Here is a 13,999-nt window from a genome sequence, read left to right on the forward strand (position 1 = left end):
TAATCAGAATTGAAAACTTGTAAAGTTTCCAACGCGAAAAAACTGGAGCAGTCTATTTTGATAGAGCGCTCCAGTTATTTTTTTCTTTCTTCCCCGTAAAATCTCGCTTAGAAATATTGACCAAAAGGACGGAAGAAAGAATAAAAACGATCCCAAGCGATTGCATAAGAGTGATCCGTTCAGCAAACATAAAAATGCCAAGGAATGTGGCTGTGACAGGCTCAATTGTTGCAACAATTGCTGCCTGACTACTTTCCACTTTCTCCAAACCCCATGAATAAGCAAAGTAGGCCATTACAGTTGGGAATAACCCTAAACTAACTGCGTATATAATTACATCGCCACTTACTTGCACCGTCGGTTTATATGAAGCGAAAAAGGACGGGACGAGGAAAATAGCAGCAACTAAGAAAGTATATAATGTAAGTGTAAACGGATGGTATGATTGTAGTGCCACTTTACCAAAAATGCTGTATAAGGCGTAGCCTAACCCTGCCCCAAGCCCAATGAAGATGCTAGTAGCTGGAAAACTCAAATCCTGATTTAAATGAATCCCAGCAACCATTGCTGCACCGACAACCGTTCCAAAAACAGCCATTATTTTCCGAAGATTAACACCTTCTTTTAAAAAGAGTGCAGATAACGTTATAACAAAGGCTGGGGATGTATATAGTAAGGCGGCTGCTACCGGAATATTCATTTTTTCTATTGCCGTAAAATAACACCAATTAAAAAACACAATACTTAATAATCCTGTGCCTAAAAATAAGGGCAAATGCTTTATCTTAATTTTTAAATACTCCCGATAAAACAAAAAACCAATTAGCAGTAATAAGACAGCTGCCGTACCGACTCGTATAGCGACAATATCAATAGCACTAAAACCTGCAGCTGATAAACCTTTTACAAAAAAACCGATTGTCCCCCACATCAATGCCGCCATAGCAATCATCAAATATGCCAAATTACCATCATTCCTCTATATATGTACTTCTTAACTAACCCTTATAATACCTGTGTATGACTCATATCACTATACCAGTTTACTTCGCCTGTTATACTTTACTTATAGATTGACTTAAAAGACGTTTACAGGAGCTGAGGAAATGAACAAGACAATTGTTGAACTAGATGTACGCAATGATATCGCGAATGGCCATGATCCCTTCGAGAAAATTATGAAGACGGTTTCCACTTTTAATAAAGACGATACTTTAATCCTCCATGCTCCGTTTCAACCTGTGCCATTATTTGGGGTTTTATCCGCGCAAGGCTTTACGTATGAAACGGAGAAATTAGCTGAAAAGCATTTTAAAGTCATTTTCACAAAAAAAGCTTAAATTAACAGCCCTACCAAATTGGTGGGGCTTATTGTTTAAATAAGGATTAATCATTCTCATGAGCTAGATTCATTTTTGTTGGTTTGACTGGTAACACAGAAAGGACCTTATCCATTACAGTTGAATCCAGATGATGATCGACAAGAATATGAATTGTGCCACAATCTGTATTAGTACGAATAAGACGGCCAATCCCTTGTCTTAACCTTAAAAGCATATATGGTAAGTCCACTTCCGAAAAAGCGTCAAGAGCTTCTTCCCTTTTAGCTGCAAACACAGGATCATTCGGAGGGAAAGGTAAATTAAAAATAATTACATTTTCTAATGCCCTTCCTGGAACATCCAATCCTTCCCATAAATTGACTGAGCATAAAGCCGTTTGTTCCTCGTTTTGAAATTGAGAAACTAATGTAGAGATTTCTGCATCTCCTTCGAAAAGAATAGGAAATTCAAATTGGCCTTGTGCATAGGTTTTAAACAATTGTAACTCATGTTTGTCCGTAAACAAGATGAGGGCACGACCTTTTGAAGCATGTATTTGTTCAGTTACAAACTTTGCTTTCCTAGAAAATTCTTCAGGCGGAAATTCAGAAATAGTTACAGTCATTAATTCGTCATAATTAAAAGGAGAACTTACTGAAAAAGATAGATATTTATCAATCCCTAGACTTTTGGCAAGAAAATTAAAAGACTGTTGATCGGATAAAGTGGCCGATGAAAAAACGATTGGTTTTTCTTCTGAGAAAACATCCTTCCTTAAAATATCCTCTACCATTTTTGGCATGATTACTAACGTTTTCTCACCGTTATGGTTCTCCAGCCAGTTAATCCCAACTGATCTCTTCGAAAACAAAGATAAGGAATAACTTATTTGATCTAAATACTCCTCAACAATTTTCAAATTATAGTCATTAATGACAAACATTTCACTTTCAAATACGAGCTCTTCTTGCAATGACTCAAGTAGCCACAATAAGTGATTGGCTAAACGGGAGACAGAAGGCGACTTTTGTACCGTCATTTTTTCAGATGCTTTACTCTCAATGCTATTTTTTTCGAGCTCGTCAAACAACTCCTCATTCACCGCAATTGCCTGCTCCATTAATTCAAGTGTTTTATCTCGAACATCATTGTCCATAATTCTTGTTAATAATGTTTCCAACGTTCGTTCCGCATAACGGTATGTTAACGCCTTCTGACTGGCAAATTCCAGTAAATGCCCTTCATCAAATATTACACAACTACCTTCAGGTAAAAACGGTCGTTCTCCCTCACGCTTTCGAGACTCTTTCGTCCAAATATGCTCCATATAGAAATCGTGGGAGCACACTATTAAATCTGCCGCATTCCGGTAATACTCACGTTGGAGTGTTAAACCACAGCGGTGGCGGCGATTACAGGCAAGACAATCTTGGAGTGGATCCCAGTTAATATTTGCCCATTGTTCATCAGTTAAAGTTGAATAATCTGTCCGATCCCCATAATGGTAAAATTTTTGCAAAGTCGAGTTTTCATGAACAAAACGCGGAAGACTGTCGTAAACAGCATTATACGCTTCGTCATCCTCATTTACGAGAACATCGAGCTTATTAAGACATAAATATTGATCGCGCGATTTTGCCAAACGTACATCAATATTCAAGTTAAGTGCTCGCTCTAATTTCGCAATATCTCCTTCCCTTTTTACAAGCTGTTCAATAAGACGTTCATCAGCACAGGCTATGATTGCTGGCTGTTTTGTATAACGAGCATAGCAGATTGCATACAAAAGGTAGACTAGCGTCTTTCCTGTACCGACTCCTGCTTCGGCGAAAATTACTTTTTTATCTTTAAAAGCTTTTTCCAATTGAAAAGCCATAAATATTTGTTCATCACGCAAGTCAAATCCAGCTTCAGGTAGGATATCATAAAATACATCACCAATCCATTCGCTTAGCTTTTCATGAAATGACTCAGTCCTCGATATCGTAAACGGTAGACTGCCAGGCAAAAAAATCCCTCCAGACAATATTTAAAGCGCCTCATCACGGGCGCTTTTTCACTCTCATGTATTGTTATAGAAACACAATTTTATTATACAGAACATTTGACGATATTGCTTATTATTTTTCACGCGGTGGACGTTTTCCCCAATATTGGTAGAAATCTGTGCGAATAAAGCCATTAAATAACTTGCGCTTTTTCGTAGCGGGTTTCCCGAAAAGTTGTTCAAACTGTTCATTTGATGTCATTATATAAATGGACCATGTATCTAGCGGCAAAAGCACTTTTCCCATTTCCCTATACATCTGTTCAACCGCCGGCTTTTCACCGAGCCGTTCACCATATGGAGGATTGCTCGCAATCACCCCATACTCTTTATTTGTCGTAAAGTCCTGGACACGCATCTGTTTAAAAGAGATAAGGTCGCCAAGACCTGCTTCAAAAGCATTCTCTTGTGATATCGTTACCATTCGATGGTCGATATCAGAACCCGTTACATCCAGAGGCTGATCATACTTTGCCATATCCTCTGCCTCGTTCCTTGCTTCGTTCCAGATAGACTGAGGAATCAATCCCCACTGCTCTGAAATAAATTCACGATTAAAGCCAGGAGCTATATTTTGTCCAATTAGAGCTGCTTCAATTGCGATCGTACCAGAACCACAAAACGGATCTGAAAATGGGCGTTCAGGTGTCCAATTTGTGAGCATGACAAGCGCTGCTGCCAATGTTTCTTTTAATGGCGCTTCTCCCTGATTCACTCGATATCCTCTTTTGTGCAAGCCACTCCCACTCGTATCAATTGTTAATGTAGCAACATCTTTTACCAGTGCCACTTCGATTTTAAACAGTGGGCCACTTTCTTCAAGCCAGGACGTCTTCTTATAATGTTTTCTAAGTCGTTCAACGATGGCTTTTTTCACGATTGCTTGGCAATCCGATACACTAAATAATTTCGACTTTTGCGATTTTCCACTAACCGGAAACTCTGCATCTACCGGTAGGAATTGTTCCCATGGAATCATCTTCGTTTTTTCGAACAATTCGTCAAATGTGAACGCCTTAAATTCACCTGCCTTTATTTTTACCCGATCGGCTGTACGAAGCCACAAATTGCTCCTTGCAATTGCTAGCTCGTCTCCTTTAAACGTAATACGACTATTTTCTACTTCACATTCATATCCAAGGGCTCTTACCTCCTTTGCCACTAATGATTCAAGACCCATTGCGGATGTTGCGATTAATTCATATTTCATCTATTTCACCCTTAATAATAAAATCAAAATCCTTCAAACATCATATCAGTTTTATTAATGGAGTACCAATTATGTATATAACAAATCGCGCATTTACGTACTTGAATAACGATAAACATAACAAAAGCCCTCCTAATGAAAAGAGGGCTTAAAACACTCATACAAAAATCGATTAATAACGTTCTGTAAGCCATGTTTTGTTCCATTGTGCTGCAAACGACATTGTCTCGCACTCCGGTGGTAATCATCTATCTACAGGTGAAATCTTCACCTGTCCTTCTCTTCGTTCATTTCCTCCAAGAAGGTGCCCCTACCATAGTTTGGGTTTCTCGCTCGCGGGGTTTACCTCGTTCCACCTTTCCCATTTCTAGGAAAGCTTCGTCACTGTGGCACTTTTATAGGTATTCATGCCATATCGATACCGACTTAGGCATTTTCCCTGCCGTCAGCCGCAATAATTGCGACTGCCCTGGCTTATGAATTAACCAGGCACGAACACTACGGGCATCTCAGCCCGTGCGAGCATGGACTTTCCTCTGCAGCAAAGCTACAGCGATTACCCGAACGCTATTAACGACTACAAAACTTATTATATGGAACGATCATCAAGAATGCAATGGTAAACATTTTGAAAAAATGTTATAAAATGGTTTATCCATCTAATTTATTACCAAACACATGCTTTTCTAGATTGGAAAGTCTCTTTAAAATATCAAAGTTTGTTGTACCAGCTGGTGCTGGTTGTGTAGTTGAACGCCGTGATGCTTCTTCAAGTTGTTTTTTTAATCTAACGTTCTCCTGCTGTAACTCCTCTACTTCCTGTTGAAACGCTTCATAATCTTTAATAATTAAATCAAGGTATTTATCCACTTCTTCAGGCTTATATCCACGCATTGCAGTTTTAAACTCTTTTTCAAGTATATCCTTAGCTGTCAGTTTAATTTTATCAGATACCATTTATCATCACCTCAACTTACCCCAATCATCCAATTATATTGTTTCAAAAACATTGCAATTTGTCAATTTTCTATACACAGATAGTTAAAAATCATTCTTACTTAATTCCTCTTCCTCAACAATCATCTGTAAATCGTTAAAACTAATTAATCTGATATCGTAGTCTTCACGAGTTTGCCGTGCTTTTGCAGCTTCTAATATAAACCTAGGACTACCTTCTCGTTCATGATCGTAAAGCAGAACGAGAACATCACTTTTTTGGACTAAAAACTGATTGGCCGCTTTTAGTTGCATCGGGCTTTCGTACTGTCTTTTTGAAATTGAATCAACGTGATCCGCTTGAGCAAGAATGGATTCATACCATTCTTTTGTAGTGTCAATCCATTTTTCTTCCTGGTTTAGAAAAGGAATAAGGACAGACAGTTTTAGCTCAAGGTTCGTTTGTTGTAATTCGAAGACCACCTCAGCCGCCCAAAGCTCGACGCCTGGTTGACCGCTTATTACAACCCACTCAAGCCCCTCTTCTAACAACGGTGCCAATTGTTTCAAAACTGCTTTTTTTATGTATTTTACTGCAGGGTGATTTTGCTTGTACACACCCAGTTCATATGCTTTATAACCAGAAATAACTGCAACTTTTGCCATCATTCTCCCCTTCATCCATACATAATGGTAAGCTTCAAATAATCTATATAAAGAAGACAAGGGCTTGGAGTAAAGCCCTTGTCTTAAATCTCCTATCGTCCGAAGAACCCTGGGCCTGCGCCAAATCCTGGACCAAACCCTGGACCAAATCCTGGAGCTGCTCCGTATCCTCCTGGTACGACACCTGGTGGTGGTACTGGACCTCCGTAATGATGCTGATGCGACACCGTGTTACTAGCTGATTTAGTATGAGGATTGTAGTGAACATGGTTAAAGTTGGTGTGGTGGTTATGATGATGATGCGTAGGATGAATATGCGGCACCATATTATTAGAGATAGATTGAGTTGTACAGTATTTTGTCGGATATACTACTGCCGGTAAGATACAACCTGGTTTCATATGCATATAAAAAACTCTCCTTCCTCAATTTTATTGTTTTTACACTAATAGGCTATGATTGGAAGGAGCATCTTGTACTAATGAATATACCTATTTTTGTCCTAAAACAACAGGAAAATCTTGCAACATCTTATAAAAACGCATAAAAATTGTCCTTAAATCCTGTAAATACAATCGCTGTAAGACATACGACAATAAAAAACATCACTAATATTGCTTTGTACATATGATTAACATCCCCACGTTGAAAATTTTACCCTATCCAATTTTAACGCTGAAATATGTGATATACAAGTGAAAAACTCGCTTTTTTCGCGACGAAAATATGAAAAAATTGTGACGCTGTTTTATCTGTCAAATAGTGACTAAGAAACAAACTGAAGAGGTATTAAAGTTCAGCTATCTTTCAGTTTTTTTATTTTTTTCGTGATTCTCGCTGACCGAATAGCCAAATCTTCCGCTCGCTTTTTCAACTTTCCCGCTATCCCTATGGATTGTAATATTCCTTCAGCTAATTTACAGTATTTTAATGCTAATTGATAATTTCTTATTTTATGTTCATAATACTTTGCTAGTTCCACACTTGCATCTATGCTTATCTCTTCATTCCCCAATTTTGAACAATCTTCCCAAAGGGGGATCGCATTTAGCCAATCTTGCTTTCGCTTGTATTCTAAGGCTAGTGCCTGCTTAGCAAGCACCGCATCCATTTCTTTCCCACGAGCAATATACTCAAAATTCTCTGTCGCTTTTTCTCGGTCTCCTAAATGAGCAAACCACCTGCCAACCTCATACGTTTCTCTTACGGTCCTTTTTTTATCCAAGCCTAAAATCTGAAAGGATAAATGGGTATAAAGAGTAATTAAAGAGAGAATGTCTAATTCATTATGCTTTATCACGCGAAGCAACCCTTCCGGATGCTTTCTTTCTAAGAAATCATAATAAATCATTGGTGCTAAATATCCTGGAATGTCATCGTCCCGTTCAAAATCTAGAATCTCCTTTTCTACAACAGTTAGCTTCATCCGTTCAATTTTATGTTTCCACATTCGTCTTGCCGCATGGTATAAATCAAAATGGCCGAACGATGGCAACTTTGGTACATGTTCACGAATGAGTGTATGCCTTGTTTTTACTTGCGGCCAATCAAATGCTTTGCCATTATAGCTCACAAGCGTTGTATAATCGATTGATTCAAGAAAGTTTTTATATAAAGCAACTTCCGCACCTGGCTGAGGAAGAATATGTTGCGTAAGGATGATAGAATCCCCTTGAATAGACGCATGGCCTAATAAAAAAATTGTATTGCCAACCCCACCGCCCAAGCCCGTTGTTTCGGTGTCAAAAAAAAATAAATCCTCCGGCTTATGACCAAGTGAAGACAGTGGATGAGTTATGTCCGTTTCATTCCAACCTTCCACTGCTTTTATTACATCCGAAAATGAATATTGCCCATGCTGATGTGTTATTGGCCACTCAACTTTTCTTACGAGACAATAGTTCCCGTCAAAATAATACGGCTCTACATTTTCATTTCTCCATATCTCAATGTAGGGAATATGGTCAGGGTTTGTAACCTGCTGTTGTACAACAGTGTCACCACTTCGGCCCTCCCCTGCTTGAAGATGTGGCTTTAAGCGTTTTAATTTATTTTTTAAGGACATCTTCAATCACCCTTTTATTTTAAAAATTTTATCAGATTCATAACATCTATTTTTGCGTTATCTAATGAAGCTAATTCCGTTCCAATACATGATGGACAACCAGATTGACATGTACAGTTTTCGATTATTCGTTTTGACTCATCAAGAATTTTTTCAATCCCTTCATAAATCTTTTCGCTTAGACCGATTCCTCCTGGGTAACGGTCATAAAAGAAGATCGTTGGTTTCTCATTATGAGAAGCTTTTACTTGTGGAACAACATGAACATCCTGTGGGTCACACATCACAAACAATGGGATGATGTGCTTTAATGCCTGGGCCACACCAATTAATCCTTGTTCAAGTCTTTCGCCACTTAAATGGGAAAGTTCTTTCGTAATTGAAATCCATGTCGAACTCGTATGCAACTCTACTTCTGGAAGATGAATTGGTCCTGAACCGATATTTTCATGTGTTTCAAATTTTATTTTTTTAAATATCGTTGCCATCGCACGCACACTCACATCTCCATAGCCAATGATTGACAGCCCCATGGCCCTATTTTTATCCTCTTCAAGAACATTCAACTGCACAGCTAGATTTGCATCGGTAAAATAATCGACCTGAACTTCCGATACAAATGCTTTTTTCTCTTCCCAATCAAGCTTCTCAACTTGAAACTGAACTCCTTGATGAAGATAAATCGCTTCCTCGTGTAAAAGTGTCAGCGCTGAAAAAGTATCCATTTCACCAATGACTTTTACCTTCGCAACATTCGTTTGGTCAATAATCACGACATTCTCTTGTGAAGCAGATCTCAAAGAGATATTATGAGCGGGGAATGCTTCATTCATCCAGTACCATTTTTCCCCATTTCGATGAAGAAGTCGCTCTTCAGTTAAGTATTCAAGCATTTCTTCGATATCAACTGTTCCAAAACAATCTCCTACTTTAAAAGGCAATTCATATGCAGCACATTTTAAATGATCAATTAAAATAATTAAATTATCTGGATTAATTCTTGCTGTTTCAGGACTGCGATTAAAGAAATAATCTGGGTGTTGAATAATATACTGATCAAGCGGACTTGAACTCGCGACCATGATCACAACAGATTCCCCGCGCCTTCTCCCAGCTCTACCAGCTTGCTGCCAAGCACTCGCAATCGTTCCTGGGTACCCATTCATGATACAAACCTGCAATTGCCCGATATCTACTCCAAGCTCAAGAGCATTTGTACTGACGACTCCATAAATTTCTCCTGACCTAAGACCATTCTCAATTTGACGTCGCTCAGTCGGTAAATAACCTCCCCTATATCCTCTGATCGCCTTTGGACCTAATTTATGCTTAACCAATTCTTGTAAATAGGTCAATAAAATCTCAACGCGGACTCTGCTCCGTGCAAACACAATTGTTTGAATTTTATTCCTTAAAAATTCTCCTGCAAGCCTTCTTGTTTCCAACGTCGCACTTCTACGAATATTGAGCGGCCCGTTAACAATTGGAGGGTTATAAAATAGAAAATGCTTTTTCCCTGATGGTGCCCCATTTTTATTAATTAATGCCATCTTCGTTTCAGCCAACCTCTCTGCTAATTCAAGCGGATTAGCAATCGTTGCCGAGGTGCAAATAAAAATCGGATCGCTCCCATAATAGCGACAAATTCGTTTAAGCCTCCTAATGACATTCGCAACATGACTTCCAAAAACTCCTCGATAAATATGGAGTTCGTCAATCACAATAAATTTCAGATTTTCAAACAATGATACCCATTTTGTATGGTGAGGCAAGATTCCTGAATGTAGCATATCAGGATTCGTAATAACAATATGTCCAGCCTTACGCACCTTTTGACGAATATTTGCAGGTGTATCCCCATCATATGTATAGCTATTAATCTTTAAGCCAGCTTCTTCAATAAGTTCATTTACTTCGCTTTTTTGATCTTGAGCAAGTGCCTTAGTCGGAAACAAATATAACGCTCTTGTATCTGGGTGATTAATCATCTTCTGGATGATTGGCAAATTGTAGCAAAGGGTTTTCCCAGAAGCCGTTGGGGTCACGGCTACAAAACTTTGACCCATTACTGCTTTTTCATAAGCTTCCCTTTGATGAATATACAGCTCATTTATTCCACGTCTTTGTAAAGATTGTTTAAGTGCAGAGTCAATTTCACTCGGCATTTGTGACATCTTTGCTTCCCGCTCTTCCATTGTCTGCCAGTGAACGATATTTTCTTTAAATGAATCTCCCAACTTTAACTGATTTATTACATCTTTAATATTTTTCGTGAATTGCACCTTTCTCACCTCAATATCTTTATTTTAGCGAATAAACGTTCGTTATTGAAGCGAAAAAATGGATTTGTTTTATGAATTTATCTCCAGCCTTTTTATAAGTCTACTAAAAAGAACCGAAACGAAAATAAAGATAACAATCACACATCTTTTTGTTACAATAGAATTGAATGAGTTTTTGCAATCGAGGTGAATGACTTGAATAAAAACGAATTAAAACAATTCTTAGCAAATTATGCTTTATTTCGAGACTTAAATGAGTTAGAAATAGAAAAAATCGCTGAAATCGCCATTTCAAGAGAGTGGGGAAAGAACAGTCATGTTTTCATGCAAGGGGATCCCATTGCAAATGTGTATTTTATCAATGAAGGAAGAATCAAGATTTATAAAAGTGATATAAATGGCCGAGAACAAATAGTTAACATTTTAAAAAGAGGGGATATGTTTCCACATGTAGGCTTTTTTCGTAAAGGTGGATACCCCGCCTTTGCAGAGGTACTCGAACCTTCGAATTTAGCTGTCGTACCTATTGCCAAATTCGAAAAAGTTTTAATCGAAAATCCAGAACTCAGCATTAAAGTCTTTAAGGTGTTAGGCGAAAAAATAGTTGATTTACAGGAAAGGCTTGAGGCACAAGTATTAAATAATACTTATGAGCAGATCATCAAATTGCTTATCCGCTTAGCCAATGTTCATGGAACAAAACAAGAGGATGGCACTATTTTCTTAAAAGCAGAATTCACAAACAGAGATTTAGCTAATATGATCGGTACGACTAGAGAAACCGTCAGTCGTACGTTGACAAAAATGAAAAAAGAGCAATTAATAGAAACAGATAGTCAAGGAAATATGATAATAGACCTTGACCATCTATTTGAAGAACTATTATAAAAACGAACCCGCTCATAATGATAGCGGGTTCGTTTCCTGTTAAGCTTTTGTTTCCATCATCGCTTTCAAATCTTCTTGAGGCGTTGTAATTAACTTCAAGTTAAATGCCTCTTGAAGAACAGTCATTACGCCCTCTGAAATAAATTCAGGTGGTTTAGGCCCGATACGGATATCTTGAATGCCAAGGCTAAACAATCCTAATAAAATGGCTACAGCTTTTTGTTCAAACCAAGAAAGAACGATACTTACTGGAAGTTCATTTATAGGGCAATCAAATGCATCTGCCAAGGCAGCAGCTATTTTAACGGTTGAAACAGAGTTGTTACATTGCCCTAAGTCAATATATCTAGGGATATCTGTTCCTGGTACCGTTCCGTAATCTACATCATTAAAGCGGAACTTTCCGCAAGACGTTGTTAAAATCACTGCCTCAGGTGGTAGGGAAGTTGCTAATTCACGGTAATATTCGCCACCTTTTCCTGGTGCATCGCAACCAGCAATAACAAAGAAACGCTTTATCTTACCAGCTTTAACAGCATCAATTACTTCTGGTGCTAGCCCAAGCACTGTTTCATGATGGAAGCCGGTTATTAATGTTTCATCAGACTCGATATTTGCTTCTGGAAGTTCTAGTGCACGGTTAATAAGCGCTGAGAAGTCCTCGTTTTCAATTTTTTGAACGTTTTCTAATCCTGCTACCTCGTAAGAGAACATACGATCAGCATAGGATCCTTTAATTGGCATTACGCAGTTTGTTGTCGCTAATATTGCACCTGGGAACTTTTCAAATAAACGGCGCTGGTCATACCAAGCCTTACCAATATTCCCTTTTAAATGAGAATATTTCTTTAAGGCTGGGTATCCATGGGCAGGAAGCATTTCTGAGTGTGTATAGATATTAATCCCTTTCCCCTCAGTTTGCTTTAACAGCTCTTCAAGAGCAAATAGGTTATGACCAGTGACAACAATTGTTTTGCCTTCAATTTTATTTTGACTTACTTTAATTGGCTCAGGAATACCAAGTCGTTTTGTATGAGCTTCATCGAGCAACTCCATTACTCTAACTGCTGATTTCCCTACTTTCATCGCCATATCAATATGCTCTTGAACGTTAAAATTCGAATTTGTTAGTGTCATATAAAGGGCTTCATGTGTCGTAGCATCTACGAATGGATCAGTAAAGCCTAGTTGGTTTGCATGTGTTCGATAAGCAGCAATCCCCTTTAAAGCAAAAATAATCGTATCTTGGAGACTAGCTATTGTTTCATCCTTACCGCAAACACCAATGACTTTACAGCCTCCAGATGGTGTTTGTTCACATTGATAACAAAACATTGAATAACCTCTTTTCTGCAATTTTTTCTGTTTTCTGTTATCAATATACATTTCTTCAAAACGTAGCAGCGTGATTTAAATCACATAATTAGACGCCGTCAAAAAACGTTCACAATTTTATGACCAAATTATGAATGAATAAAAAATGCAGACGTTTAATGACATCATTACTCATCATTCGTCTGCCACCTCATATGCGACTATTTGCGTTTGATTGACCTAAATAAGGCGATTTAATTCTATTATTTTAGCCTCTATGCTTTAAAAATTCCCCCCAGACCTTTCACCATTGTAGATACTTGTGTAACAGCATTCATCATTTGTCCGGCAGTATCAATCATCTTATTAACATCCATATTTCCATCTTGATTTTTAAATGAATTTATTACAGAATGAAACCCATTCGTTTTTTTAGGTAAGTAAGCTTGGTGTGGATACGGATTCATACTTTGAAATGACGTATTTTGTGGATAGTATCCCCCATAAAGATTTTCTGTTTGAGGTTGAAGCGGGTTTTCAAATAATAGCTGCGAAACATTTGGTTTTTGGCCATACCCACCAGATCCGCCTTTCCATGTTTGTTCCATTGGCATAAATCCATTTGCCTGTGAATAAAATGGCGATGTCAGACCTGCGGCATTCCCTGTCATTCCATTCCAATATGGATGGTAGGGGGCCTGACGGAAAGAGGGGTTTTGCTGATGAGGCATAGCCCTAGCCATATAATTATTAGCAATCAATTGATAATTCGTTGATATGGGGCCATTTGCATAGGGAAAGGAACTTGGCATTTTTCTTTTTCGGCCAAACATAGGCGAACATCCTCCTCATACATTTCCTAAGACAGTTTATGTTCTCTATGCCCAGAAGGTGAAAAGAACCGTCTTTTAGGATTTTGTCTAATGGTGGAGGAAATTGTCTGAATTCTCATTTTTGAAAAAATAATGAACAATAAGGAATTCATGCTAAAATAAGTGAAAAGGATAAGGGAGGAAATATCATGACAGTACAGGAATTAAATGGGATGTTTAAGCAAATAAAGGAGTATACTCCTAATCACGTGAATGAATTACTAGATTTTGCAAAAAGAGCATATGTACAAAATGAAATTTCCTTCAATCAATATCGAAAACTGGTACGTGAACTTGAACTACAAGGAGCCTTCATCCCTGAAGAAGTTGAGCAATTTTCATAATTGCCCCTATAAAGGGGTATTTTTTTTGCGACTTTTAAATTTATATACCATCA

Annotated in this window: 13 protein-coding genes and 1 other RNA gene; 3 read left to right on the top strand and 11 right to left on the bottom strand. The window is 38.0% G+C overall.

Translation table 11 applies throughout. The features are described from left to right. Positions 1-52: 52 nt before the first annotated feature. A complete protein-coding gene (locus GNT69_RS07185) occupies positions 53-964 on the bottom strand; it encodes a DMT family transporter (protein WP_239094089.1) in 912 nt (303 codons plus the stop codon). Positions 965-1,106: 142 nt separating this feature from the next. On the opposite strand from GNT69_RS07185, the gene GNT69_RS07190 reads away from it, so the two are divergent. After that, entirely contained in the window at positions 1,107-1,340 is a 234-nt protein-coding gene (locus tag GNT69_RS07190; RefSeq protein WP_203554288.1) for a DUF2249 domain-containing protein, read from the top strand. A gap of 46 nt (positions 1,341-1,386) precedes the next feature. Here the strand turns inward: GNT69_RS07190 and GNT69_RS07195 are convergent, their stop codons facing one another. The 8 genes from GNT69_RS07195 to GNT69_RS07230 form a co-directional block, all read right to left on the bottom strand. After that, a complete protein-coding gene (locus GNT69_RS07195; protein WP_203554289.1) occupies positions 1,387-3,330 on the bottom strand; it encodes an ATP-dependent DNA helicase in 1,944 nt (647 codons plus the stop codon). 112 nt (positions 3,331-3,442) lie between these two features. Beyond that, on the bottom strand, positions 3,443-4,579 hold the full coding sequence (locus tag GNT69_RS07200; RefSeq protein ID WP_239094090.1) for a THUMP domain-containing class I SAM-dependent RNA methyltransferase: 1,137 nt from the start codon (positions 4,577-4,579) through the stop codon (positions 3,443-3,445). 181 nt (positions 4,580-4,760) lie between these two features. Next, positions 4,761-5,147, bottom strand: an RNA gene (gene rnpB, locus GNT69_RS07205) — RNase P RNA component class B. 83 nt (positions 5,148-5,230) lie between these two features. Then, on the bottom strand, positions 5,231-5,536 hold the full coding sequence (gene gpsB / locus GNT69_RS07210) for a cell division regulator GpsB (RefSeq protein ID WP_203554290.1): 306 nt from the start codon (positions 5,534-5,536) through the stop codon (positions 5,231-5,233). Between the two features lie 84 nt (positions 5,537-5,620). Next, complete coding sequence (locus GNT69_RS07215; protein ID WP_203554291.1) at positions 5,621-6,181, bottom strand: SLOG family protein; 561 nt, start codon at positions 6,179-6,181, stop codon at positions 5,621-5,623. Positions 6,182-6,273: 92 nt separating this feature from the next. After that, positions 6,274-6,588: a CotD family spore coat protein gene (locus GNT69_RS07220; RefSeq protein ID WP_203554292.1), complete on the bottom strand. Its 315-nt coding sequence runs from the start codon at positions 6,586-6,588 to the stop codon at positions 6,274-6,276. A gap of 389 nt (positions 6,589-6,977) precedes the next feature. Then, entirely contained in the window at positions 6,978-8,246 is a 1,269-nt protein-coding gene (locus GNT69_RS07225) for a ribonuclease H-like domain-containing protein (protein WP_203554293.1), read from the bottom strand. A 14-nt stretch (positions 8,247-8,260) separates the two neighbouring features. Continuing rightward, a complete protein-coding gene (locus GNT69_RS07230) occupies positions 8,261-10,528 on the bottom strand; it encodes a DEAD/DEAH box helicase (protein ID WP_343206467.1) in 2,268 nt (755 codons plus the stop codon). Between the two features lie 195 nt (positions 10,529-10,723). On the opposite strand from GNT69_RS07230, the gene GNT69_RS07235 reads away from it, so the two are divergent. Beyond that, entirely contained in the window at positions 10,724-11,416 is a 693-nt protein-coding gene (locus GNT69_RS07235; RefSeq protein WP_203554294.1) for a Crp/Fnr family transcriptional regulator, read from the top strand. Between the two features lie 39 nt (positions 11,417-11,455). On the opposite strand, the gene hcp is transcribed toward GNT69_RS07235, so the two are convergent. After that, positions 11,456-12,751 carry a hydroxylamine reductase gene (gene hcp / locus GNT69_RS07240; RefSeq protein ID WP_203554295.1) on the bottom strand — a complete coding sequence of 432 codons (1,296 nt, stop codon included), beginning with the start codon at positions 12,749-12,751 and terminating at the stop codon, positions 11,456-11,458. A gap of 254 nt (positions 12,752-13,005) precedes the next feature. Next, positions 13,006-13,563 carry a YppG family protein gene (locus GNT69_RS07245; RefSeq protein ID WP_203554296.1) on the bottom strand — a complete coding sequence of 186 codons (558 nt, stop codon included), beginning with the start codon at positions 13,561-13,563 and terminating at the stop codon, positions 13,006-13,008. Between the two features lie 188 nt (positions 13,564-13,751). Here GNT69_RS07245 and yppF point away from each other — a divergent pair, with 188 nt between their 5' ends. Beyond that, positions 13,752-13,946: a YppF family protein gene (yppF, locus tag GNT69_RS07250; protein ID WP_203554297.1), complete on the top strand. Its 195-nt coding sequence runs from the start codon at positions 13,752-13,754 to the stop codon at positions 13,944-13,946. Positions 13,947-13,999: the final 53 nt, after the last annotated feature.

The organism is Bacillus sp. B15-48 (assembly GCF_016879755.1).
Classification (GTDB): Bacteria; Bacillota; Bacilli; order Bacillales; family Cytobacillaceae; genus Mesobacillus_B.

Coding starts and splice junctions, on each gene's coding strand:
- GNT69_RS07190 (WP_203554288.1), top strand. CDS start 1,107: ATGAACAAGACAATTGTTGAACTAGATGTACGCAATGATATCGCGAAT.
- GNT69_RS07200 (WP_239094090.1), bottom strand. CDS start 4,579: ATGAAATATGAATTAATCGCAACATCCGCAATGGGTCTTGAATCATTA.
- gpsB (WP_203554290.1), bottom strand. CDS start 5,536: ATGGTATCTGATAAAATTAAACTGACAGCTAAGGATATACTTGAAAAA.
- GNT69_RS07215 (WP_203554291.1), bottom strand. CDS start 6,181: ATGGCAAAAGTTGCAGTTATTTCTGGTTATAAAGCATATGAACTGGGT.
- GNT69_RS07220 (WP_203554292.1), bottom strand. CDS start 6,588: ATGCATATGAAACCAGGTTGTATCTTACCGGCAGTAGTATATCCGACA.
- GNT69_RS07225 (WP_203554293.1), bottom strand. CDS start 8,246: ATGTCCTTAAAAAATAAATTAAAACGCTTAAAGCCACATCTTCAAGCA.
- hcp (WP_203554295.1), bottom strand. CDS start 12,751: ATGTTTTGTTATCAATGTGAACAAACACCATCTGGAGGCTGTAAAGTC.
- GNT69_RS07245 (WP_203554296.1), bottom strand. CDS start 13,563: ATGTTTGGCCGAAAAAGAAAAATGCCAAGTTCCTTTCCCTATGCAAAT.
- yppF (WP_203554297.1), top strand. CDS start 13,752: ATGACAGTACAGGAATTAAATGGGATGTTTAAGCAAATAAAGGAGTAT.